The organism is Arcobacter sp. CECT 8989, assembly GCF_004116715.1.
GTDB lineage: Bacteria > Campylobacterota > Campylobacteria > Campylobacterales > Arcobacteraceae > Halarcobacter.
The window spans coordinates 1-24461 of sequence record NZ_PDKE01000011.1 but is presented as its reverse complement, the minus strand read 5'-3'; the positions used below and the strand labels follow the sequence as shown (position 1 = coordinate 24461).

General features: G+C 27.8%; 20 protein-coding genes and 1 pseudogene. 11 read left to right on the top strand and 10 right to left on the bottom strand.

Annotated elements, in window-relative coordinates; genetic code table 11:
• Nucleotides 1–22 precede the first annotated feature (22 nt).
• From CRV02_RS10720 to ribA, 4 genes and pseudogenes are all read left to right on the top strand, one after another.
• The gene (locus CRV02_RS10720; RefSeq protein ID WP_129090334.1) at nucleotides 23–769 is read left to right on the top strand and encodes a metal ABC transporter ATP-binding protein; all 747 of its coding nucleotides are present in this window, start codon (nucleotides 23–25) and stop codon (nucleotides 767–769) included.
• The gene (locus CRV02_RS10715) at nucleotides 763–1566 is read left to right on the top strand and encodes a metal ABC transporter permease (protein ID WP_129090333.1); all 804 of its coding nucleotides are present in this window, start codon (nucleotides 763–765) and stop codon (nucleotides 1564–1566) included. Before CRV02_RS10720 ends, CRV02_RS10715 begins: the two co-directional genes overlap by 7 nt.
• A gap of 14 nt (nucleotides 1567–1580) precedes the next feature.
• Nucleotides 1581–1868 (top strand): annotated as a pseudogene (hisI, locus tag CRV02_RS15050) (phosphoribosyl-AMP cyclohydrolase); the annotation flags it as partial.
• 54 nt (nucleotides 1869–1922) lie between these two features.
• The gene (ribA, locus tag CRV02_RS15045; RefSeq protein WP_258239293.1) at nucleotides 1923–2492 is read left to right on the top strand and encodes a GTP cyclohydrolase II; all 570 of its coding nucleotides are present in this window, start codon (nucleotides 1923–1925) and stop codon (nucleotides 2490–2492) included.
• 21 nt (nucleotides 2493–2513) lie between these two features.
• Here ribA and CRV02_RS10705 read toward each other — a convergent pair whose 3' ends face one another.
• The 6 genes from CRV02_RS10705 to rraA all read right to left on the bottom strand — a co-directional run bounded on the left by CRV02_RS10705 (nucleotide 2514) and on the right by rraA (nucleotide 10291).
• Nucleotides 2514–3575 carry a response regulator gene (locus CRV02_RS10705; protein ID WP_129090331.1) on the bottom strand — a complete coding sequence of 354 codons (1062 nt, stop codon included), beginning with the start codon at nucleotides 3573–3575 and terminating at the stop codon, nucleotides 2514–2516.
• 78 nt (nucleotides 3576–3653) lie between these two features.
• A complete protein-coding gene (locus CRV02_RS10700) occupies nucleotides 3654–4892 on the bottom strand; it encodes a ComEC/Rec2 family competence protein (RefSeq protein ID WP_129090330.1) in 1239 nt (412 codons plus the stop codon).
• A 39-nt stretch (nucleotides 4893–4931) separates the two neighbouring features.
• Nucleotides 4932–7025 (bottom strand): 5-histidylcysteine sulfoxide synthase, encoded by a 2094-nt coding sequence (gene ovoA / locus CRV02_RS10695; RefSeq protein ID WP_129090329.1) that lies wholly within the window; start codon nucleotides 7023–7025, stop codon nucleotides 4932–4934.
• Between the two features lie 9 nt (nucleotides 7026–7034).
• Nucleotides 7035–9248, bottom strand: a complete 2214-nt coding sequence (locus CRV02_RS10690) for a lipopolysaccharide assembly protein LapB (RefSeq protein ID WP_129090328.1) — start codon at nucleotides 9246–9248, stop codon at nucleotides 7035–7037.
• Nucleotides 9249–9812 carry a gamma-glutamylcyclotransferase gene (locus CRV02_RS10685; RefSeq protein ID WP_129090327.1) on the bottom strand — a complete coding sequence of 188 codons (564 nt, stop codon included), beginning with the start codon at nucleotides 9810–9812 and terminating at the stop codon, nucleotides 9249–9251.
• A complete protein-coding gene (gene rraA, locus CRV02_RS10680; RefSeq protein WP_129090326.1) occupies nucleotides 9812–10291 on the bottom strand; it encodes a ribonuclease E activity regulator RraA in 480 nt (159 codons plus the stop codon). Before rraA ends, CRV02_RS10685 begins: the two co-directional genes overlap by 1 nt.
• Before the next feature lie 109 nt (nucleotides 10292–10400).
• Here rraA and CRV02_RS10675 point away from each other — a divergent pair, with 109 nt between their 5' ends.
• From CRV02_RS10675 to CRV02_RS10655, 5 genes are all read left to right on the top strand, one after another.
• Nucleotides 10401–13220: a transporter substrate-binding domain-containing protein gene (locus CRV02_RS10675; RefSeq protein WP_129090325.1), complete on the top strand. Its 2820-nt coding sequence runs from the start codon at nucleotides 10401–10403 to the stop codon at nucleotides 13218–13220.
• Between the two features lie 15 nt (nucleotides 13221–13235).
• Complete coding sequence (locus tag CRV02_RS10670) at nucleotides 13236–13664, top strand: response regulator transcription factor (protein ID WP_129085092.1); 429 nt, start codon at nucleotides 13236–13238, stop codon at nucleotides 13662–13664.
• A gap of 556 nt (nucleotides 13665–14220) precedes the next feature.
• Complete coding sequence (locus CRV02_RS10665) at nucleotides 14221–15039, top strand: DUF6602 domain-containing protein (RefSeq protein WP_129090324.1); 819 nt, start codon at nucleotides 14221–14223, stop codon at nucleotides 15037–15039.
• 245 nt (nucleotides 15040–15284) lie between these two features.
• Nucleotides 15285–15752 (top strand): hypothetical protein, encoded by a 468-nt coding sequence (locus CRV02_RS10660; RefSeq protein WP_129090323.1) that lies wholly within the window; start codon nucleotides 15285–15287, stop codon nucleotides 15750–15752.
• Between the two features lie 487 nt (nucleotides 15753–16239).
• Nucleotides 16240–17217: a restriction endonuclease gene (locus CRV02_RS10655; RefSeq protein ID WP_129090322.1), complete on the top strand. Its 978-nt coding sequence runs from the start codon at nucleotides 16240–16242 to the stop codon at nucleotides 17215–17217.
• A gap of 269 nt (nucleotides 17218–17486) precedes the next feature.
• Here the strand turns inward: CRV02_RS10655 and CRV02_RS10650 are convergent, their stop codons facing one another.
• From CRV02_RS10650 to CRV02_RS10640, 3 genes are all read right to left on the bottom strand, one after another.
• The gene (locus CRV02_RS10650; RefSeq protein ID WP_129090321.1) at nucleotides 17487–19322 is read right to left on the bottom strand and encodes an ABC-F family ATP-binding cassette domain-containing protein; all 1836 of its coding nucleotides are present in this window, start codon (nucleotides 19320–19322) and stop codon (nucleotides 17487–17489) included.
• A gap of 73 nt (nucleotides 19323–19395) precedes the next feature.
• Complete coding sequence (locus CRV02_RS10645; RefSeq protein ID WP_129090320.1) at nucleotides 19396–20721, bottom strand: hypothetical protein; 1326 nt, start codon at nucleotides 20719–20721, stop codon at nucleotides 19396–19398.
• A 68-nt stretch (nucleotides 20722–20789) separates the two neighbouring features.
• The gene (locus CRV02_RS10640; protein ID WP_129090319.1) at nucleotides 20790–21563 is read right to left on the bottom strand and encodes a hypothetical protein; all 774 of its coding nucleotides are present in this window, start codon (nucleotides 21561–21563) and stop codon (nucleotides 20790–20792) included.
• A gap of 70 nt (nucleotides 21564–21633) precedes the next feature.
• On the opposite strand from CRV02_RS10640, the gene CRV02_RS10635 reads away from it, so the two are divergent.
• Both CRV02_RS10635 and CRV02_RS10630 read left to right on the top strand, forming a co-directional pair.
• Nucleotides 21634–22236, top strand: a complete 603-nt coding sequence (locus CRV02_RS10635; protein ID WP_129090318.1) for a DUF2238 domain-containing protein — start codon at nucleotides 21634–21636, stop codon at nucleotides 22234–22236.
• A gap of 29 nt (nucleotides 22237–22265) precedes the next feature.
• Nucleotides 22266–22985, top strand: coding sequence for a hypothetical protein (locus tag CRV02_RS10630; protein ID WP_129090317.1), 720 nt, complete (start codon nucleotides 22266–22268; stop codon nucleotides 22983–22985).
• A 61-nt stretch (nucleotides 22986–23046) separates the two neighbouring features.
• Here the strand turns inward: CRV02_RS10630 and lpdA are convergent.
• Nucleotides 23047–24461 (bottom strand): dihydrolipoyl dehydrogenase (gene lpdA / locus CRV02_RS10625; protein WP_129090316.1); only part of this gene is annotated, 1415 nt, incomplete at its 5' end.

Below are 24461 nucleotides of genomic sequence, written 5' to 3'. Positions count from 1 at the left end.
AATTTAAGGAATAAATTAGCAAATGCAAAGGGACAATGCAGTAGAAGTTAAAAACCTTTGTTTCTCTTATGATAAGCAAAAGGTCTTAGAAGATATAAACTTTGAAATTCAAAAAAAAGATTTCTTGACAATTATAGGTCCAAACGGTGGAGGTAAATCAACTTTACTTAAACTAATCCTTGGAATAAATGATTTAAACAAAGGTTCTATAAAAATATTTGGACAAGAACATTTAAAACAAATACATAATATAGGTTATGTTCCTCAAAATACAAATGTAAATCTGAACTTTCCAATCACAGTATTAGAAGTTGTAATGATGGGACAAAACTCTTTTTTTAAAAGACTGTTTGGATACAAATCAGAAGAAAAACAAAGAGCTATAGAAGTTCTTAAACAAGTAAAAATGGAAGAGTTTGCAAAAAATAAAATATCCAATCTTTCAGGAGGTCAACGACAAAGAGTTTTAATTGCTCGTGCCCTTTTTTCTAAACCAAAAATTTTACTTCTAGATGAACCAACCTCAAATATAGATATAACAGGTTGTGAACAGATTTACTCTACCCTTGAAAAGTTAAACAAAAATATTCCAATAATAGTAGTTAGTCATGATATTTCTGTTATTTTAAAATATGCATCAAAAGCTTTTTATGTAAATAGAAAACTTACATACCATGATTTAACAACAATGAAAGATGAATTTAAATCTATTGATACTCACATATGTGAAATTGAGCTTTTAGAAATGTTAGGAAGATGTCGATGTTAGAACTACTTTCATACTCATTCATTCAAAATGCTTTGATTGCAGGAATTATTATAAGTATTATTACTGCAATTATTGGAACCTATGTTGTTGTAAATAAAATGGTATTCTTATCAGGGGGAATTGCCCATAGTGCCTATGGTGGTATTGGAATTGCAATGTACTTTGGTTTACCAATGCTTTTATCTACTTCTGTATTTTGCATACTTATTAGTATTCTTATTGCCATTGCAAGTTATAAGAATAGAGAAAATCTAGATATTATGATTGGTCTTACTTGGGCTGTTGGTATGTCTTTTGGTATAATTTTAGCAGATCTTACTCCTGGATATCAATCAGATTTGATGAGTTACCTTTTTGGTTCATTACTTGCAGTAACGAATAAAGATTTATATTATATGGCCTTTTTACTTATACTTACAATTTCTATTGTTATCGTTTTTTATAGAGATATATTAGCTGTCTCATATGATACACAGTATGCAAGTTTAAGAGGAATAAAAACAAAGTTTTTCTATACATTAATATTGATTCTATCAAGTTTAGCAATTGTTATATCTATCAAAGTTGTAGGTTTAATACTAGTTATTGCCCTACTTACTATACCAATTTACATTTCAAGCTTTTTTTGCAAAAACCTATTATCTATGATGGTTACTTCTGCACTTTTATCAATAGTGTTTACTATCTTAGGTCTTTATATTTCATATCAGTTTGATGTAAGTTCTGGACCTTCAATTATTGTAAGTAGCTCACTTTTTGCATTAGTTGTTTTTATAATAAAGAGTATAAAAAAATAAAGAAAAGAGAAAATATGAATATTGATTTTAAAAAAGGAAATGGACTAGTTCCAGTAATAACACAAGAGTATGGTACAAATGAAGTTTTAATGCTTGGATACATGAATCAAGAAGCTTTAGATTTAACTATTGAAACAAAAATAGTTCACTACTTTTCAAGAAGTAAAAATAGAATCTGGAAAAAAGGTGAAAGTAGCGGACATATTCAAAAGCTTATTGACTTAAGAGTTGATTGTGATGATGATACAATTTTAGTAATTGTTGAGCAAGTTGGAAATACAGCTTGTCATACAGGTGCAAAATCTTGTTTCTTTAAAAGCTATTTAAAAGATGATAAAAAAACTGTTGAAAAAAATATTACCCAATCACAAATTGCAAACCTACCTACAAGATATGGAAGTTTTGATATAAAAGCTTATAAAGATGGTTGCCAAGAACATCTTGCAATCATGAGTAAAAACTTTAAAGACATAGAAACTCCTTTAGTAAGAATACACTCAGAGTGTCTAACAGGTGATACAATTGGTAGTTTAAAATGTGATTGTAATAATCAACTAGGCTTAGCTTTAGAGCTTATTTCTAAAGAAGGTGGTTTAGTTATTTATCATAGACAAGAAGGAAGAAATATTGGCCTTGTAAATAAAATCAATGCCTATAATCTACAAGACCAAGGCTTTAACACAATTGATGCAAACTTAAAATTAGGCTTTAAAGCGGATGAAAGAGATTATGGAGCAGTTGGTTTTATACTAAAAGATTTAAATTTAAAAAAGATAAAACTAATTACAAATAATCCTAAAAAAATTGATTTTGTAAAAAGTTGTGGATTAGAGATTGATAGTAGAGTTCCTGCACTTACTAAAACAAATAAGTATAATGAAAACTATTTACAAACTAAAAAAGAGCATTTAGGTCATATGCTTTAAAGAAGGTTTATTCCTTCTTTATTAGTTTCCACACAACATAGTTGCTTGAAACTCTTCAAACCTACTCTCTTGCATTTTTAATTTCTCTTGTAAGATTTTATTTTGTTTTTTTACTTCATATAACTCAAATAGTATTTTTTGAGCATTATTTACATTTTCATCAACTTGTTCTTGAAGTTTTTCTGCTACTTGAAAATAGTAGTCTTTCTCTTTTTTAAGTTCAGTGTTTACCTTTAGGTTTTCACTCTTTAATAAATAAATATGCTTTCTTAATGATAAAACTTCATTTTCATATTTTGAGATTAAAGTAGAAAACTCAATATACTTTTTTATTCTTCCATCATTATAAAATATTGGTAAGATAGTTGAGTGAGTATAATAGTTTGCACCCTGCTTTGTAAGCTTCTTACTAAGTCCAACCCAAGTTTTTCCAGCTCTTAAAGTATCAATAATTTTTCTATCTGTGGCATCTGCACTTTTAAAAATCTGCTTATCATTAAAGCCCATTCCTATTAACTCATCTAAGCTAAACTCAGAGTTTATCAAGAAAGCATCATTTGCAGATGTAATTTTAAAGTTTAAATCCATCTCACAAATGATATTACAAGAGTCTAAAATCGCCATAAACTGTCTTAACTCATTGTTTTTAACAGCAAGCTCTTTTTTCTGTTGTTTTCTTTTTACAATCTCTGACATGATTTTTAAAGTTGTATTTAATTGAATTGGCTTGACTATATAGTTTGCAAGGTTAAACTTGATAGCTCTTACAAGGATATTCATATCTGAAAAAGTAGTTGTGATTAAAATAGGAACTTCCCAGTTGATACTTCTAATTTGAGATAATAAATCAATTCCTCTGTAGTTTGGAAAATCTACATCTGTAATTATGATGTCAATACTTGCTTTATTATCTTGGTAAATATTTATTGCCTCTTCTACTTCTTTTGCAACTAATACTTTTTTGAAAAAGGCTGAAAAAATTTCTGAAGTCTCAAATCTTATTTTATCATTATTTTCAATAAATAAAATTGTTGTACTTGCTAAATAGTTTTTGTCAAATGAGCATGAATTAGGTTGGGACATAGTTCTCTCCTATTTTTTAACTTTGCCAAATATTATGATTTAAATATTATTTTTAAATAAATTTTAATTTATTTATACTTAGAGAAAGATTTTAATATTAAATATTGCTAACAAAATATTCAAAATAATAAAAGACTTTTTACTATAAATGCTAAAAAGGCTCAATAGTACATAACTTATAAAAAACTGCCAATTTGTTGAAACTTCATAGATATCAATTTTATAGTTTAAAAACATCATAATATACTCATCTAGAAAAGAAGCAAAGCCTATTAGATGTAAAACTATTTCAAAAGGATAAAAAAGCGTAAAAAACAGTGTAAAAAAAGGAGATAACAACTGCTCATAAGAAGTATTTGGAAAAAAGAAATGAACAATAGGATTAAAAACAAAAAATATCCAAAAGTTAAAGAAGACTAGTGAAATTAGTTTTGGCAAAGTTTTAAAATAATGAATATATAAAAAGATATAAAATACTCCAGAAATAGAAAACCATAAAGAAATAGAAAATAGATATTTAGGAAACAATGAGAGTATGATTAAAAGTGTAATTACTAAAGACTCAAAGGAAAATACTTTAATATTTGAACGTAAATACAAAAAAGCCAAAGTAAACATAATAAAAGAGCGAAGTAAAGAAGGAACTAAATTAGTTAAATACAAATAATAAAGCAGTACAAATATAGTAATAAGAACAACATCTGCTTTTTTATTTCTATAGGGAAAATATTTTCCATGAAAAAAGGAGTATGGATAAAATAGAAGTATGAAAATAATAAAAGAGATAATAGAAAGATGAAAACCAGAAATAGCAATGAGATGGCTGATTCCAAAGTCAGTATATATTTGTCTATTCTCTTTAGAAATTGGTATAGCTAAAAATAGAGCATTAAATAGCTCTTGTATTTTTTCTTCTTTATGAAGAGTATTTATTTTATGAAAAAGCATTGTTTTAAAACTATCAACTTTTTCAATGTTTTCATAAAAAATTGATTTGCTATAAAAGCCTTTTAAAAACTCATAAAAAGAAACACCCTTTGATAAAACTGCAATAGTTATTAAATCTAACTTTTCAATACTATTTTCTTTATCAATAGAAGTAAAAAAGCCTAACTTATCATTTTGAAGTTTTAAAACTAAAAAATCATCTTTTTCATAGATATTTAACACTTCATAAGTATCAAGGTAAACTTCTTCTTTAGTAAAATCTTTATATTTGAAGTATTCATAAAAAATATTGAAAGTAAAAACAGCAAGTAAGATTAAAAGAAAAGATATTAACTGTTTTTTAGTTGAGATTAATTGCAAACTATTCATAAGAATAGTTTACAATCTTTTATTTTATAATTTTATTTATTATTTAATCTTTTTCCAAATACTCATTTGTGAAACTGTATGTTGATGTTTTCTTGCAGTCTCTCTTATAACAAATGGTACATCAATAGTTTGAACAAGTTCAAATCTATCTTCTAAGTTCTGCTTTAAAGTATCTAAAGTTTTTATCTCTTTATTATCTTTTATAAATCCACCAAGCCAGTTCTCTTTTGGAGTATAGTCTTCTAACCAAGTATATGGAGATAAAAGAACTAATAGTCCATCTTTATTTACTCTATTTGGGATATCATCTAAAAACTTTTGAGGATAATATAATCTATCAATTAAATTTGAGCAGAAAATTAAATCATAACCTGTATATAACTCTTTTAAATTACAAGCATCACCTTGCATAAATGAAGTTTTCTTTTTAGTATCTTCTAAATCAAAATCTTTTAAAGAGATAGTTTTCTCTTCAAAAAGCTCACCCTCAGTTGCTACTTTGTATGTTAAAGTATCATATTTTTTAAGCTTAACTCCCACATTAATAAAGTTTGCACTAAAATCAATTCCAAGTACCTCATCGAAATGTTTTGCTAATTCAAATGTACTTCTACCTACAGAACATCCTAAATCAAGTGCTTTTTTTGAGTCTATTTCATCAAAATATGGTTTCAATAACTCAACACTAGCTTTAGGGAAGTTTCTTACACCAAAGTTTTCTTCTCCATAGTGGAATTCACAATATTGAGAAATCTGTTCATCTGTCTCATATACATTGTCATTTAATTGCGTTCTATAGTCATTTGAGCTTTGAACATATCTGAACCCTGCATGTTGGAAGAAATGCTTTCTAAAGGCATATCTTGCACTTCTAAGAACCTCATTTCCTAAAGAGATAAATGACCCACCTTTCATAAGAGCATGTCTATCATCAAAAGTTGGTGTTGTAAAGTCATCATATACAGGATGAGTTTTAAATCCATCTAATGGATACGTTGGTGTAATACTCCATTGCCATACATTTCCAACTACATCATAGAAGTCACCCATCTTATATTTATCTACTGGCGTTTGATTAAAGTATTTAAGTCCTATATTGGCTTCTTGGCTTTGAGCTTTAACATAATCATTTAATCTATAAAACTCATCTTCACTTGGAAGTCTAACTTCAAAACCTAACTTCTCACTTTTAAACTTACAAAAAGCCTCTGCTTCATAAACATTTATATCAACTGGGTAATTTAACGGTAATGGAACTATTCTATTAATCTCTCTTAGATAATATCTTCCCTCTTTTTTAACCCAGAAAGTTGGATGCTTAGCTTTAGAGAACTCTAACCACTCTTCTCCATCTTTTGTAAAGTATTCAGGTTTTGAATAACCACCCTCTTTTACAAACTCTAAGAACTCTCCATTTGAAACTAAATATTTAGAAGCTTTAAAGTCTTTAATTGTAGCTTTATGAAAAGAGAATTCATTATCCCATCCATAATAGATAGGATTGTCATAATCTTTATCTAGTATTACTTCACCACCTTTAACTTCTACTAGTTCATTTTTGGGAAAAGAGTCACTAAACTCATTACAGTAAGTAAATAGTTCTTCTTCTTTTAAGTATTTTAAATTTAGCTCTCTTAATAATACAGATGAAGTCTCTATATGAATATTCTCATGCTCTATTCCCATTAAGATAATCCACATTGGACTATCCCAGTTTATTGGCATTGTAAACTCTATAGTATCTATTAGTTCTAATACTAACTTTTTAACCTCATCTCTATATGCTTTTGTTTGTTCATAAGTTGGCCATGTATAGTGTTCATCATTTAAATCATCCCATGACATTTCATCAACACCAATTGCAAAGATAGATTCATATGTTTTATTTATTCTTTTATCTATAATATTTGCTATGTTAAGTTTATTTATAAAAAAAGTTGCAGTGTGTCCATAATAAAATACAAGTGGGTGTCTTAGCCTATTTGGTTGTTTAAATATATGCTCTTTATCTTTTAATAAATCAAAAAGCTTTTCATCCAACTCATATGTTTGTAAAAAATACTTTTTAATCTCCTCTCTTTTTTCCTCTACTGTTCCCTCACTTAAATTAATTGTATTACGTATATAGTCCATTGATTCCCCTTAATCATTTTCCAAAAAATTAATAGCTGTTATTTTATTTGCTTTTTTAAACTCTTTGTATAGGTTTAATAGCTGTTTTAACTCATTATCATCTAAGTTAACTAAATGTTCTTTCAATCTAGTTACAATATCATCAAAATCTACTTGAAGCAGTTGTTTACAAATAATATTTTCCATAAGTATCATTCCAAGTCTTTTAATAGATCCTGTTGAATCTAAAATCTCTATTGCTTCATTTGTATAAGCTAAAGCTTCATTAAGTAGCTCATCTTCTTTTTGAATAGAGTATAACTCTTTATATAAAATATTTAAAGCTTGATTGTGTTGAACCACAGGAAGTTCATCTCTATCCCCTACTGATTCTTTTAGTTGTAAACCTACTTTTCCATAATATATTGACTTCTGTATAATACTAGCGTCTTTTTGTTTAGTACTTGTTAGATAAGTAAATCTATAAGCAATAGCCATATTAACAAAAGTAGCTCCATACTCAAATGCTCCAAGAGTTGGAATACTTAGACACTTTTTATAGTTTTTAATAGCTTCCTCAAAGTTACAATCCCACTCTTCATAGTTTGCTTTGATATTATAATAGTGCCATAACCAAATTGGTTCATTATCTTCATTATGAGAAGAGATTAAAGTAAATAGTTTTTCTAAAGTCTCTTTACCCTCTTGTCTTAACTCTTCTTTTCTTTGACTTACTATTATCCATGCTTTTCTTTGTAAGTATTTTATTTCTATTTCACTTGGCTTTTTATTTTCATTTATTTGTAACTCTTTTGGTAAATATGAAAAGGCTTCATCAAACAATCCCATTCTTTCATATAAAGATGAGATTAGTACAGAGTATTTATTTGGATTTATTTCATAAAGATATTTTGCCACTAAAATAGCTTGTTCAAAATAACCATTTCTTTCAAATAAAGCTAAAAGAAGATTTAGACTCTCAACAGATAGTTTTCTATATATAGACTCTTTTGTAGTTTCAAAACTTTTTAAATCATATGAATCAAACATCTTTCCAGCTATATCAAACCAGTACTCATCTATAAGCTTATACTGTTGTCTCTTTTCAACAGTTACAATAAACCTTTCTAAGATATTTAAAACTCTTCTTTCATCTAATACAATATCTTTTACATAGTTATATAAAATCAATAATGAAATAGGATTATCAAAATACTCAATACACTCTTCTATATGATTTCTTAAAAAGTAAGCTAATCTTCTTTGCTCATCACTTAAAACCTTAAAATGGAAGTTATTAGTAAAGTATATCCTTGAAGAGTCTTCTTGTCTTAAAAACTTAAAATCATCAAAACTTCTATTTATAAAGTTTTGGAAACCAAAAGTTAAATGTTCATTCTTCTCATTGCTTTCTAATAGGTTTTTACCACAATACTCAAAAAGCTCTAATGATACATAAACCAAAGATGTATTAAATTTCTTTGTAGAACATAGTTGTAATAAAGAGTTTAGTTTTTGTTCCCTTGAAGAGAAAAGAAAGTTTATATCTTTTGTAAAGGCTTTTGATTTCTCTTTTACTATCTCTATATTAGTTATATTATAAGAACTTAATCTTTTTTCTATTTTCTTTACTTCATCATTTCTAACATGAATATTTATATTTGAGAACTTTTTAAATAAGGCTTTCAATAAGATTTGATAAACCCAATGCTCTTTTTCTAATAAGTCAATATTGTATATATCTATTTGAGTCTTTTTATCATATTGTGAAAAAGCAAGAGAAACTCTTTTTTGTTTTTTAATATCCTTATTTAACCATGAAGCTAGTATGTTTTTAAACTCACTTCTTTTTGCCTCTAAAATTGATGGCATTAAAAAAAGTCCAAATAAAAATAGTAAAACAAAACCTAAAGCAATAGAATCATTTGTTTCCCATTCAAAAGGCATTTCAAAAACTATTTTTTTAAGTAAGTCTTCATATATAGATACAGAAAGGAAAGCAAACATTATTACAACTATTGAGATTATTGAGATTATTGAAGATGAAACTCTTTTCTTAAAATAATAAGAAAAAGAGTTCCCACATAAAGAGCTTAAGTCCTCTTCAAACTTATCGAAGTCATCCTCTTCACAAAAGGTTATATCTAAACAATTGCCTTTTTTAGTAATAAGAGCATCACTTTGTTTTTCTCTATTTGTTTTATATAGAGTGGAAGAGTATATAGTACACTTATTTTGAATCATCTATTTTCTAATACCCTCTTTAGCTAACTTGTTTTGTAAAGGGTCTGAAAACTTATAAACACCCTGCTTTAAAGGGAAAGGAAACTCTTCTAAAGCTTCTTTTTTATACTCATTTACAAACTCTTCGTCATAGTGTTCAAAAGCTGCTGTTAAAATATCAATATACTTAGCAGGAATATAAGTATTTTCATCTCCTACTTTTGCCAGCTTCTCTTCATTTGTAGTCATAAAAGCAATAACATCTTCATCTAGATTTGCTCCTTGAACATCTTGGGCTTTGATTATAACTTGAGAGTAGTTCTTTTCTCTTTGTTTTAAAACTTCAAACTCTTCTTGGCTTAGTTTAATAACTACACCATTAGTAGAAGAGTTTTCATCTTTTTGAAGATTTAAAAATACTCCATTTGTATCTTTGCCATCAAAATTAATCTGCTCAATAGAGTTCCAAACTTTTTTAAGACCTTTTACTCTAACTGGAATTAAATCTTTATAGCTAAGTTCTCTTTCAAAAGATTTTTGGGCACTATTTAGATTAATCAAAGAACCAAAACCAAAAAGATACATTAGACAATCTTCTCTTTTGCTAGAATTATTCCATCTACATCTGCGTAAACATAATCCCCATCATTAAACTGTACTCCACAAAAAGATAGTTCAACATTTCTTTCACCTTCGGTTACAGGAATATACTTTCTAGGGCAAGTTCCCCTTGCATAAAGTGCTACAGGAATATCTTTGATTTGCTCAGTATCTCTTACATAACCATTTACTAATATAGCTTCATAGTTATTTCCATGGGCAAACTTCATTAAGTTTTCTCCAACAACTGCAAAATACTCATCGTCAACATCAACAACAACTATTTTACCAGTTCCATCTTCATCTCTTAAAATCTTAATAAGCTCACTATTATTTCTATCAAGCTTTACTGTTACAACTTGTGCGCATACTTTATCTTTTGCACCATAGTTTTTAAATTCATTATCAAGTACATGTACTTTGTCTGGATGTTCATCACAAATATCAGCTGTAAAAAAATTCATTCTTTCCCTTTAAATATTTCTTTTACATAATTATCTCTAAAAAGCTTTAAGGTACTCTTATCTTGACTATAATAGGAATTAATCTAAAATAATATATAATTAAACCAACATGATTAAAATAAGTAAATATCTTATAACTTTTCTATTATTTCTTAACTTTCTATATTCAGATAGTGAAATAGATTTAACAACAAAAGAAAAAGAGTTTTTAAAAAACAATTCTCCTTTAAGATTACACAATGAATTAAATTGGCCACCTTTTAACTTCTTTGAAAATGGAGAACCAAAAGGTTTTTCTATTGATTATATGAATCTTTTGGCTAAAAAACTTGATACTGAAGTTAAATATATAACTGGTCCTTCGTGGGATGAGTTCTTACAAATGCTTAAAAAAGATGAGATAGATGCAATTATAAATATCTCAAAAAATAAAAAACGTTCTCAATATATTGCCTTCACTTCTGTTTTTCATACTGCTGCAAATGCCATTTATGTAAAAGATGGCAATGAGTATATAGATAGCTTAGAAAAACTAAAGGGTAAAACAATAATCATGCCAAAAGGCTTTTTTGCTCAAAAAGCTATTGAAAAGTACTATCCTGACATAAACCAAATGTTGGTAAAAGATTCCCTTGAAGCACTTAAACTTCTTTCTTTAGGAAAAGCAGATGCAACAGTAGGAAAGAAAAATGTACTTGATTATGTAATTACTACAAACAATATCTCAGGAGTTACACCTACAAGTTTTGTTGATGATAATAGAATGGTTAGTTTAATCTCAATTGGAACATCAAAAGAAAAAACAATATTAAGAGATATACTAAAAAAAGCACAAAAAAGTGTTAGCGATGAAGAGATATTAGAACTAAAAAGAAAATGGTTTGGTACAAATAAACAAGTAAAAAGAAAGAAAGCCTCTTTTTTAAATAAAGAAGAGCTTGAATACCTAAAAAATAGAAAAGTTATTAGGATGTGTAATATCTCTGATTTAAAACCTATCTCTTTTGAAGAAGGTGGAAGAGTAAAAGGTATTTCTATTGATGTTCTTGAAAAGCTAGAAGAGCTGATAAATATTAAGTTTATTCCTATTCCAACAGTTTCTTGGGAACAGACAAAAGAGTTTCTTAAAATCAAACAATGTGATATTATCCCAACTGTTACAAATGATGAAGATATAAAAGATTTTACAAGTATTACAAGACCTTATTTAAACTATAAACTTGCAATTATTACTCAAAAAGATGAATCTGTTGTTTCTGGATTACAAGAAATCCTTGATAAAACAATGGCTGTAAAGTATGACTCTTTTTTAATCAGTAAATTAAAGAGTGCTAATCCAAGTTTAAATATTCTTATTACAAAAACCCATAGAGAAGCTTTAGAAAAAGTTAGTAAAGGTGATGCTTACTTTGCCATTCAGCCTTTACCTATTGCCTCATATTATATGTCAAAATACGCTTTAAAAAACTTATATATTTCAAGATATACAAATATGACTTACTCTGTAAATATGGCAGTACATGAAAACAATGATATTTTATTAAGTATTTTAAATAAAGCCCTTGATAAAGTAAGTGAAGATGAACACAGAGAGATTTTTAATAAATGGACGGCTGTATCTATTACAGAAGGGTTTGATTATAAACTAATCTGGCAAATAATCATCATAACAATTATTGTTTTTGCAGTATTTATTTACAGACAAACTATTTTAAATAAACACAATAGAAAACTTCAAGAAGCAAATAATCAAATTGAAGAAAAAACAATAGAGTTAGCAAAACAAAAACTTCTTTTTGAGACTCTATATAACAAATCATCAGATAGTGTTTTAATTATAAAAGACAAAATCATAACTGACTGTAATGAATCAACAAGAAATGTTTTAGGTTTTACTAAAAAAGAGATTGTAAATAAACCCTTACATGATATCGCTCCAGAGTATCAACCAGATAACACTTCTTCTGAAAGACTATTTGATAACAAACTAGAAAAGGTTTTAATCTTTGGTGTTAGTAGTTTTGAAGCAGTACTTTATAACTATCAAATGAAAAAAGTATGGGTAGAGATAGTTTTAACTTCAATTGAGATTGAAAATAGAAGAGTAATTCATACAGTTATTAGAGATATTTCAAATAGAAAAATATTAGAACAAAGACTTGAAGAGTTAAATGCAAACCTAGAAGAGAGAATCAAAAAAGAGATTAGAAAAAATGAAAATAGTACTAAACAACTAATACAACAAAGTAGACTAGCTCAAATGGGAGAGATGATTTCTATGATTGCTCACCAATGGAGACAACCTCTTGCAGCAATCTCAGCTACTACAAATAATCTTCTAGTAAAACTTATGATTGAAGATAAAGTAAATAAAAAGTCCTTTGAAGAAGAGCTGATTTTAATAACAGAGTATTCAAAACATCTTTCTTCTACTATTGATGACTTTAGAAACTTTTTCAAAACAGATAAAGAGAAAGAAGAGTTTGACTTAGAAGAGGTAATTAAAAAATCAATAAGTATTACAAAAACTTCAATTGAATCAAAAAATATTAAACTAGAAATAGACTTAGAAAAGAACTTAACACTGTTCTCTTATGCAACAGAGATACAACAAGTTATTTTAAATATCATAAAAAATGCAGAAGATATCCTAACAGAAAAAGATATTCCAAATAAAAAAATCTGTATCACTACCTATAAAAGAAATGACCATAGTATTATTATCAAAATTCAAGATAATGGTGGTGGAATAGAAGAGTCTCTTATAGAAAAAATCTTTGACCCATACTTCTCAACAAAAAGTGATAAAGATGGCACAGGATTAGGTTTATATATGAGTAGAATCATAATAAACGACCACTGTAAAGGTAATCTAAAAGTTATCAATGAAAACAATGGAGCAACATTTTTAATTGATTTACCTATCTAAAAATAAAGGAAAAAAATGCAAAGTTTAAAAGAATTAGTAGAGTTTAGTAAAGGGTTAAAAATACTTTTTATTGAAGATAATCTTGATGTAAGAGAACAGTTAAACAAACTATTTGAGAACTTTTTTTCCAATATTGATGTATGTTTTAATGGCTTTGAAGCACTTGAAGAGTATAAAAAACACAAAACAGACAATGATAACTTTTATGACTTAGTAATTACAGATATAAGTATGCCAAAACTTGATGGAATAGAACTTTGCAAAGAGATATTTAAAATAAACAAAGAACAAAAAGTATTAGTGATTTCTGCACATACTGAAAAAGAAAAGATAGCTCAACTAAATGAAATAGGTGTAACACATATACTTCAAAAACCTGTTGAGCATACTAGTTTAATAAGTACTCTTTCAAGCTTAATATCTAGTATTAAAGAGAGTAAATAGAAGAGAATTAAATCTGAAGACTATTCTGATATACTTTTTAAAAATATATATGAGGTTCAAATGCTAGGACAATGTACACCCTATAAATTTATAATCAAGTTAGTTATCATATTTTCATTAGCTGTAGTTGCAGTAACTATTACACAATTATTTACTAGTAACTCTATCATAAGCCTTATAGTATTTGTAGTCACCTATGGCGGTGCTGCGTATTTCTACCCTAAAGCTAAAGATTGCCAAATATAACAGGTTGTTGAACTTATTTTTATAACACATCTTTGTATCAAGTTTTTAACGACAGTACATCTTCCAATATATTTAACATGTTGCAGCTTTATCACGATATCACCTTAATCTATATAAATTATACTAAAAGATTAGAATTATTGAAAAATATTTCATACTAGAATGTTTTTGTGTAAGATTTTTATAATTGTCTTATTTAAGGTCTTTGTCATTATTTTAATACACAACACTTTATGCATGTTATTATTCATTTTCAGGCTATCTTATATATAATGTATGTTTATTAAATAGTTAAATCTAAAGGGTATATATGAGTAGTTATAATGGATACATTCAACGTTTATCAAAGAAAGTCAAGGCAAGATTAAATGATATTGAAGCTATCTATAATTTTGACTTAGGAGATGAATTTGAAATAGCCATGTGCTACTTATTATCAGATTTTTTGCCTGAGAGATTTGGTGTCTGTAGAGGGTTTGTAGTTAGTGAAAATGGAAAAACTGCTGGAGATGATCTTATTATTTTTGATAAAATGTCTTTCCCTGTACTTAGACCAATGTATGGGAATGATTTTTCTATCAAACAGGAAATACCAATTGAAGCTGTATATTCTTATATTGAATGTAAAAACTCTATAAATGATGAAGATGTCTTTAATAAAGCATTATCTCAAGTCAGAAAGGTCAAGAGCCTTATTTTAGAGCGAGCTGCAAAAATCAACCCTGATTTTGAAAAAAATGGTCCTATTTATAATCATACAACTAGGGACTGGCCAAGGAATTTTCCTAAACGGAAGAATCAGCCTTTTTGTGCCATTATTTCTAGAAGTTCGAATGGTTTTTTTCCTGATAAAGTTACGGTAGATTCTAACAACCCAGATCTTATGATTCTAGGGGAAGATAAAGTAGCAACTCAAACTGTGAACATTGGACCAGATGGGATTAAAAGCGCTCTTTTTTACGATGAGGATTATTCGGCGAGCTTAGCAATTGAAGAAGTAAAAGGCGATGCATTTGGTATTGGTATTATTACAATTCTTTATGCTCTTGGTTGGATTGAACTTCTACCAATTCAATGGGGCGGTTCACTTAATAGAGTTTACTGGGATGCTATAGACAACGAGATTTAACAAGAACTTCAAATGGAAAAATACAGTTGGCTGTTTTCACTTCATGAAACATTTTAGCTAACTATATTTTCCGATTAAGTAAGTGTTAGACATGCATAAGGATAGATATTTAGATGAGTGAAAGATTATCAAAAAACATTGAAAAAACTTGGAATAACATTCAAATAGAAATTGAAAAGTCTGATGTTATTTAAATATCATCTGAAAAAACACTTGTTTTTAAATTTGCAATGGAACTATCAAAATTGTATAACTGTAGTAATATTGTTATTGATTTTGAAGTTAAGGTATATGAAAAAGTTGATAGCAGTGATAAATATTTAGATTTACTTGTTTATGAATTAGAAAAACCTGATAATAAATATGCAATTGAATTCAAAGCACCAATGAAATCAGCAAGTGGAAATTCAAATCAAACAAAAACTAGAAAAAAAATTTATAAAGATATAGCAAGATTATCTTATTTAAAAGAACATAATAAACATATTATTAATGGCTATTTTTTTATGATTACAGATGAAAAACCATACTTCAATGCAAGTACCAAAAGAGACAACACATTTAACACTTCAAATGGACATAGTGGTAATTTGAGTTCATTTAGAAATCATTACAAATTGAAAAATACTTTTAATTTTGATTTCATTTGGGAGAATATAGACGAGAACTCTATTGTAGGAAAATTTGCTTGGCTAAAATGTATAAAAGTTTAACAAGTACTTAGAGAGAAATAAGTAGCCTAAAGGTAACTTATTTCTCAAGATAAACTTTAAGTTACTAAACCTCTTACTTTTTGAATAATTTTTACTAACAGAAAGCTTGTTCAAAATAGAGTTGAGATTTGGAGCATATTCAATAAGATACATTTTTTATAATCTATATTTGTAACAATTCGTCCATAATTTTATGTTTTATTCTCTGTTGTTTATCAGAATACTAATTCTACTTTTATAGTTCTATTTATCTTAAAATATCTTTTTTACTTAAATGAGATATCTATTAGTTTACCAATAGAATTATTTATAATATATTAGGCATATTATAAAGAAGAACAAACCATAAAAAGATGAGCTTAATAATTTGTTTATGAAAGAAATACTAGAAAATGTAACTATTATGAAAGAAAATAAAAGAGATTATTGGAAAACAGCGTCTATGATATTAGAAGAAAAAAGATAAATTTTAGGAGAAATAAGATTAATGACATTTAAAAGGTATCAAATTTATAAATATAACTCCAGTGGGAAGTTTGTAGCAATAGAACGTATAAGCGATAAAAAATTAGTAATTCTTGATTTGAATGATAAATTAAGCAAGATAACTAAGATGAGATTTCAAAATCATATTAAGTCCAATAGTAGATATAAAACAGATTACTTACTTGAAGTAGAAGAAGAAACAAAAATAAATGATAATATAATTGAATATAATGCAAAATATCTTAGAGTAATTAAACAAAACGATATTTTATTATATAAATGGAGTAAGACAAAGACCTTAGAAGAACTTCCTATCGGTGCATATTTACATTTTACTAATGAAGAGAAATATTGGGCAGGAGAAGAAAAAGGTAACTTCACAAAGAATATTATAGCATCAATTATTTTAGTTATATTTATTGCTTTATCAATTAATTATGGCTGGGGAATGATATTATTTTGTTTACCTGCTTTATTAATGATTGATTGGAATTATAAGACTTGGCGAAAGGATAAAAAGGCAGATATTAATAAATTAAAAGAATTATTAGAATATAAACAGTCTCTGATTCAAAATAAAACTGATAATTTAAATAAAGTAAAATCATCTTTTGAAAAACAGTTAGAAAACTATAATACTTGGAAAAGTCTAAATCCTAAAAAGTTTGAATATGCAGTAGCCACTTGGTTAAATAAACAAGGGTACGATTTGAAAGTAACACAATACTTTGCTGATGGAGGTATTGATCTAGTAGGCAATGATAAAAATAAGAATCCAACAATTGTACAAGTAAAAAAATATACTAAAAATGTTGGTGTAGCAGTTATTAGAGAAATGATTGGTATTAGACAGAATCACCCTGATAATCCAAACACAATCGTTGTATCTTTAATAGGGTTCACTAGTGGAGCTAAAGAACTAGCTAATATGGAAAATATTGTATTAATAAATATAAAAGATGAAATTTATGAAAGTTGAGATGGCCATTAGTTTTATTTAATAGGCTCATTTTAATCGTTACCCAACCTCTTACTTTTGGAACAAAATTAGAAAATCTAACTTATTGGCTTTATACTTTTATTTAGAGATATAATTTGTTCCCAAAAGTATTCAAGAAATAGAGTTTAGAGATTCGCTCAAACTCTAAGGACTTTTTGAACAACAAAAATTACTTTTTAAGTCATAAATTTAAAATTAATCTAGTATGGCCTCAAACAATATTGCCAACTATGAAATAGTTCCACTCCCTAAATCTCTTCTAACTTCTTATCATATAAAGCCATCAACTCATCTAATTTTAGTTGATTCTCTTCTAAAGACTCAAACATCAGCTCAACTTCATCTTCTTGTTTTTTGATAACTTGAGACAGCTCTATAATCTTGCTATTATCACCTTGATTTGAAGCTTGGATTAGTTCTGCTTGTTGTTTTTCAATATGGTCTTCTATTTCCATAATAGAGTTTTCAAGCTTTTCTATCTTCTTTTTTAAAGGATTTGTTTCTTTACTTCTTTCTTGAATAATCGAAGCTCTAAGCTTTTTGTTCTCTTTTTTATTTATCTTTGGTTGTTTTGGTTTCTCTTTTTGTTCTTCACCTTCTTCCTCATCCCAACCAATTTTCTCTAAGAACTCATCATAAGTTCCATCAAAATAATCAGCTCCATCTTTTGCGAAAACAATAAGTCTATCACATACTTGTCTTAATAACTCTTCACTATGAGTTACAATGATACAAGAACCTTCAAAGTTTTTAATAGCTTTTGTAAGTGAATCAATTGATTGCATATCAAGGTGGTTTGTAGGCTCATCAAGAAATAGAAGATTTACATCTTTTGCTAAGATTTGTCCTAGCATCACCCTACTTTTTTCTCCCCCTGATAAAAGTGAAATTTTCTTTTTAACATCATCTCCACTAAACATCATAGAACCACAAATACCTCTTACAGTGGCTTCAGGAAGTTTTGCATTTGAAACATAGATTTCATCCATGATTGTATTGTTTGGATTTAGGTGAGAAATATTTGTTTGCCCAAAGTGCCCAAAAGTAGTAGTTCCATGATAATCAATAGTTCCACTAAGTGGTTTTAGTTCTTTTGCAATATTATTTAGAAGTGTAGATTTACCCTTACCATTTTTACCAATGATTCCTAAAGTCTCACCTTTTTTTAGAGTAAAAGAGATATCTTTAAAAAGTATCTCATTCTCTTTATATCCAAAGCTTAAACCTTTTACATCAAGTAAAACCTTTGCAGGAGTATCTTTATAGTTAAAGTCAAACTCTAAAGTTGCTTCATCTACAATTGAATCCATCTCATCCATTTTTTCTAAAAGTTTAACTTTTGATTGAGCTTGTGCAGCTGTCGAAGCTCTTGCTTTATTTTTAGCAATAAACTCTTCTAGCTCTTTTCTTTTTTTATCTTGTGCTTCTTTTTGTTTTTCATAGTGTTCATCATTTGCTTCAAGTTGAGCATAAAACTTATGAGTACTTCCTTCAAGCATAAATAAGGATTGTCTTACAATACCCATTGTATGTGTACAAACAGTATCCATAAAGTCTCTATCGTGAGTAATAAGTATCACTTCCCCATCAAAGCTTTTTAAAAAGTTTTTTAACCATCTTAAAGAAAGGATATCTAAGTAGTTTGTAGGCTCATCTAGAAGTAATAAATTTGGTTCTGTAATCAAAAGTTTTGCTAGGTTTATCCTAATTTGATAACCACCAGAGAAAGATAAAGGATCTTTTTGTAAATCTTCTTGGGAAAACCCTAAACCAAAAAGTATCTTCTCTACTTTATAAATAGAGTATTTATCATCTTCTGCTAAAGCTAAAGCTGTTTCATCCACTAAAGTTTTTTCTGTAAAAACCAAGTGCTGTTTTAAAGCCCCTATTTTATAGTTTTTAGGAATTAAAATCTCCCCATCATCAGCTTGCTCTTCACCTAAAACAAGTTTAAATAGTGTAGATTTACCTGTACCGTTTCTTCCTACAAGACCAACTCTTTGACCTTGTCCTAATATTAAATTTAAATCTGTAAATAGTGTCTTTTCACCAAAATGTTTTGAAAGATTTTTTAGTTGTATCATGATGCTCTTTATATATTTTGTTTTAAAAAGTGATTGTACACTAAAGTCAATTACACCTTACTCAAAGAAAATACTATAAGCTTTCATCCTCTTTTTTTATCTTTTCATAGAACTCTTTAAAATCACTATACTCTTCAATCACACTTTCATAATGTTCTTTTATCTCTTTATGTTCTGCTTTGTTGTACTCTTCTTTAAATCCATTTATTAAGTCATTTAAGACTTCATCCATATTTAACTTTATGATCTCATCAAATCTTTTTAACTGCTCATCAATATGATGCAAAATAGGTAGTAAAAAGTTATTTATCTCTTCCATGGTACTAAAGCTTTTTACCTTTTCAAATAAAGCTTTATTAAAACTATCATCATCAGTTGCAGTTACTGCTTTAAGTAGTGCAGAAGTTCTACTTCCTAAAGTAACAGAAGTACCTTCTATAGGAATATTATTTGAATCTTTTTGAGATATTAGCTGACTTATTTTTTTCATCTGTTCATAACTTAAGCTATCCATTTCAATATTTGAGAACTCTTTATCTTCTAAAATCAGCCTAAACTTCTCTTTTTCATCTTGGGATAAATTGTTTATCTCAAGTTTTTTTAAAAGCTCTTCAAACTCTTTTTTATCTTTTTCTTCATGTTCTTTTACAACATCATTATAAAGATTTATTACGTCTTGATTATATATAGGGTTTGGTTTTGTGTCTCTTGTATATTGTTCTAAATAAGCTTCATCTTTTTGTTTAAGAGAGTTATACTTTGAGTCTATTTTGTTATAGATATTAATTAAATATAAATAGTCTTCTTTTACTATCTCATCATTTGTAGTATCTAAACCTCTATTTAACTCCTCAAGTCGGTTAGAGATAAACTCTTGCATATCTTTTCCCATATGCACTTTATATCTTACCCCTGAGTCATATTGACTATTTGAAAGTCTATTTTCAAAATCTCTTTTTTCTTCACTATCAACAAAGTCACCAAGTTCTCTAATAAGGCTTAAACCTTCCTCTTGAGAAAGATTTAACTTTCTTAACATCTCAAATACGGCTTTATTGAAGTTGTCATCATCACTTAAATTTGGTGTTTCTAAATAAGCTGCCATATCCAAACTTTCAAATACAACTAAAGAATCAGTCAAAAATTTACCATCTAAATCACTTCTATAAACTATCTCTTTAAGTTTCTTTACCTCTTCATAACTTAAAGTATTTAATTCATCTTTTGAAACTCTTCTATCTACAATAATTGATTGAAATAGTTCTTTTTCTTCGTCTAAAAGCTCTACATCTAGTTGATTTAGTAAGTCATCAAATTTAGTTTCCGTAATAGGTTTTTTTATATCATCTATTCGTACTTGATTTAGTTCTTCTTTATTTCCAACTCTTGATACTTGCATAATATTCCTAATAATTTATAATACTTTATTATATATTATTTTACTTAAGCTGTATTAAAAAGAAATATTTACCAGCTTTCATCAAAGCTTTTATTCTTGTAAATATCTTTTGTAAGTTTAGTTAATCCTGTTTTTTCTAAGACTTTGATTACTTTTATTGGCCAAGTTTTTCTGTAGTTAAAAGAGTTTTTCTTTCCACCAATATGATTTATAAACTCTTCATTAAGCTTTTTTGTAAAAAGTATCTCTTTGCCATATTTTTTAACCTGCTCATCTAAAAAGACTCTTGCACCATTAAAAGCTTTAAAACGATTTTCATAACTTATCCAAAGGGTACAAAACTCTTCTATATTTTTAAGATTTGCTTTTCTCTTTGCATCTTTATTATAATCAAAGTAATCAAGGGTTGTAGTAGTACCAGCTATACCTTTTGGTCTATAATCTTTTTTAAGACTCTTTGGTCTTTGCTTCCATACTAATTCATCTTTTGAAAAAGTTGCTATCTCTTTTTTATTGTATATTACTTTATATGGCCCTTTAGTATTAGGTAAATATAAAGAAGGTAGAGCCTTATCATTTTTATTTGCTCCAAGACTTAAGATATTTCCAGAAATAGAAGCTACATAACCTCTTCCATATCCTGACTCAACACTTGCTATTGCTAAGATAGCTGCTGGTGGCATATTGTGTTTCAAAGCTATATCAACGGTTTCTTTTACCAAAGAAGAATAAAACTTCTTTACATGGATATATTTTCTATATGAAAAGCTCTTATCATAAGAAAATAAAAAGTTTGTAAGTAGTAGTAATATTAAAATATGTTTCATAATAAACTTTATCATAATTTTCTTTTTATTGAAATATATTATAAAGTCAACGAGAAAAGAGTATACTTTAAAAAGAGGAGATATAATGGCAAAGTCTCATAAAATCATCTATAGTATTTATATATTGATTTGGATTATTCTAGCAATAAATCCTAAATATCCAGAAGACTGGTTTTTAGAAAATATATTGGTATTTCTACTTTTCCCATTTGTACTTTGGTCTGATATAAAATACAAATTCACTCTTTTAAGTATCTTTTTCCTTTTAATATTTGCAAGTTTACACTCACTTGGTGCTCATTTTACATATGCCCAAATGGAGTATTTTAATGTTATAACACAACTCTTTGGTTTTGAAAGAAATCATTTTGATAGAGTAGTACATTTTCTTTTTGGACTACTTGTTTTTAGAAGTTTGTTTGAGATAGTTGTTATTTATTCAAACAGTTTAAAAAGTGCCCTATTTTTTTCTTTTTCTTTAGTGGTTTGTATTGCTACAATTTATGAATTAGTAGAATGGTTTGCAGCATTTACTTTCTACCCTGAATTAGGAATGGCTTTCTTGGGAATACAAGGAGATATTTGGGATGCACATAAAGATACACTTTTAGCTTGTATTGGTGCACTTATTAATATAATGTTTTATAAGCATTACAAAAAGCTATGGGTTTTAAAGAAATTTAAATAAAATAAATATATATAGATTATGGAGATTATATGATAAAAGAGTTTTTTGCAATAGGTGAGTATAAAAATGAAGAAATTATATCTGCTTTAAAATACTATTTCGAATCTAAAAACTACAATTTAAATAAAGCACTTCAAATAAAATCACCTTTAAATATTATAGAACAACATGAACTTAGAATGTCTTATTCCAATTATTTTGTATCACTTATGTCAGGGATAGAAGTACTTTTAGAACCTACTTACAAAAATAATAAAAATTTCAAAAAAGAACTTTACATTGCATTTTCTTTCAATAAAGAAAATACTGGGGAAAATAACTATAACTATCTAAGGGAATTAAGAAATTCAATTATTCATCGTGGATATGACATTAGTTCTGCAATAAATTTTACAGACAAAATACCAATATTAATTGCACCACCTATTATTCCAAATAAAAGTGGTAAAAAAGAATATACTAGTTTTGATCATACTATTTTAGAAGTTATTTCTAAAATTGAAGAAGTTATAGGAAGATTAATAATTAATCATATAAAAACTTTTGATTTGTATAAATCTACTTATTCGAAAGAGGAAAGAAAAGAAATGTTTCTTGAAAGAATAAAGAAAGTACCTCATATGCCAGAAGAAATAAAAATATTAGCACTAAATACATTAAAAGATTTAGATTTTGACAAAATTCCAGAAACTCAATTTTCTGAATTAGAAGAAATTCTTAAACATAATCCACTAAGAGATATGCATTAATAGAAAAGCCTACCTTCACAAAAGAAGATAGGCTTATTTCAAATTGTTTAAATAGTTTAAACTATTTTTTCTTTACAGCTTTTTTGTTTGGTAAATCAGTAATACTTCCGTGGAAGATTTCTGCACACATACCAACTGATTCATGTAAAGTTGGGTGAGCATGAATTGTTAATCCAATATCTTCAGCATCACAATCCATCTCAAGAGCTAATGAAATTTCACCAAGTAATTCACCTGCATTTTCACCAACTAAAGAACCACCGATTAATTGATGAGTGTCTTTATCAAAGATTAGTTTTGTCATACCTGTTTCAGATACATCTGAAGCTAATGCTCTACCAGAAGCAGACCAAGGGAATGATGCAACTTCATAGTTGATTCCAGCCTCTTTTGCTTCAATTTCACTCATACCAGCAGTTGCAATTTCTGGGAATGTATATGCAATACCAGGAATTTGTTTAGGTTCAAAGAATACTTTGTGACCTGCAATAACTTCTGCTGCTACATGACCTTCATGTACTGCTTTATGAGCAAGCATTGGTTGACCAATAATATCACCAATAGCAAAGATATGAGGAACTTTTGTTCTCATTTGATTATCTACAGAGATAAACCCTTTATCATCAACTTCAACACCAGTATTTTCTAATCCTATGTTTAATCCATTTGGAGTTCTACCCATAGCAACTAATACTGCATCATAAGTTTGAGGTTCAGCAGGTGCATTGTCACCTTTAAACTCTACATAGATACCCTCTTGCTTAGGAATGATAGCTTGAGTTTGAGTTTTAAACATAAAGTTAAACTTCTTCTCATTTGCTTTTGTATATACCTTAACGATATCTTTATCAGTTCCTGTCATAACTTGAGGACCTCTAACAACTACATCAATCTCAGACCCTAATCTTTGATAAACAGTAGCCATTTCAAGACCAATAATTCCACCACCCATTACAAGTAGTCTTTTTGGAACTTCTTTTACTTCAAGTGCATTTGTAGAATCCCAAATTCTTGGATCTTCATGAGGGATGAATCCCATTTTAGAAGACTGAGAACCAGCTGCAATAATACAATTATCAAATGAAACTTTAGTTTGTTCACCCTCTTTATCTGTATGATTTACAATTACAGTATGCTCATCTACAAATTTAGCAACACCTTGAACAACAGTTACTTTTCTCATTTTAGCCATAGCAGATAGACCATCAGTAAGTTTTTTTACAACTCCTGATTTATATGCTGCTACACCTGGTAAATCAATTTCTGGTTTAGGGAATTTAATACCAGCATGCTCAATATGTGCAGCTTCATCAATAACTTTAGCAACATGAAGTAATGCTTTTGAAGGGATACAACCAACATTTAAACAAACTCCACCTAAAGTTGGGTGTCTTTCTACTAAAACAGTATCTAAACCTAAGTCAGCACATCTAAATGCAGCAGAATATCCACCAGGACCTGCTCCAATTACAAGAA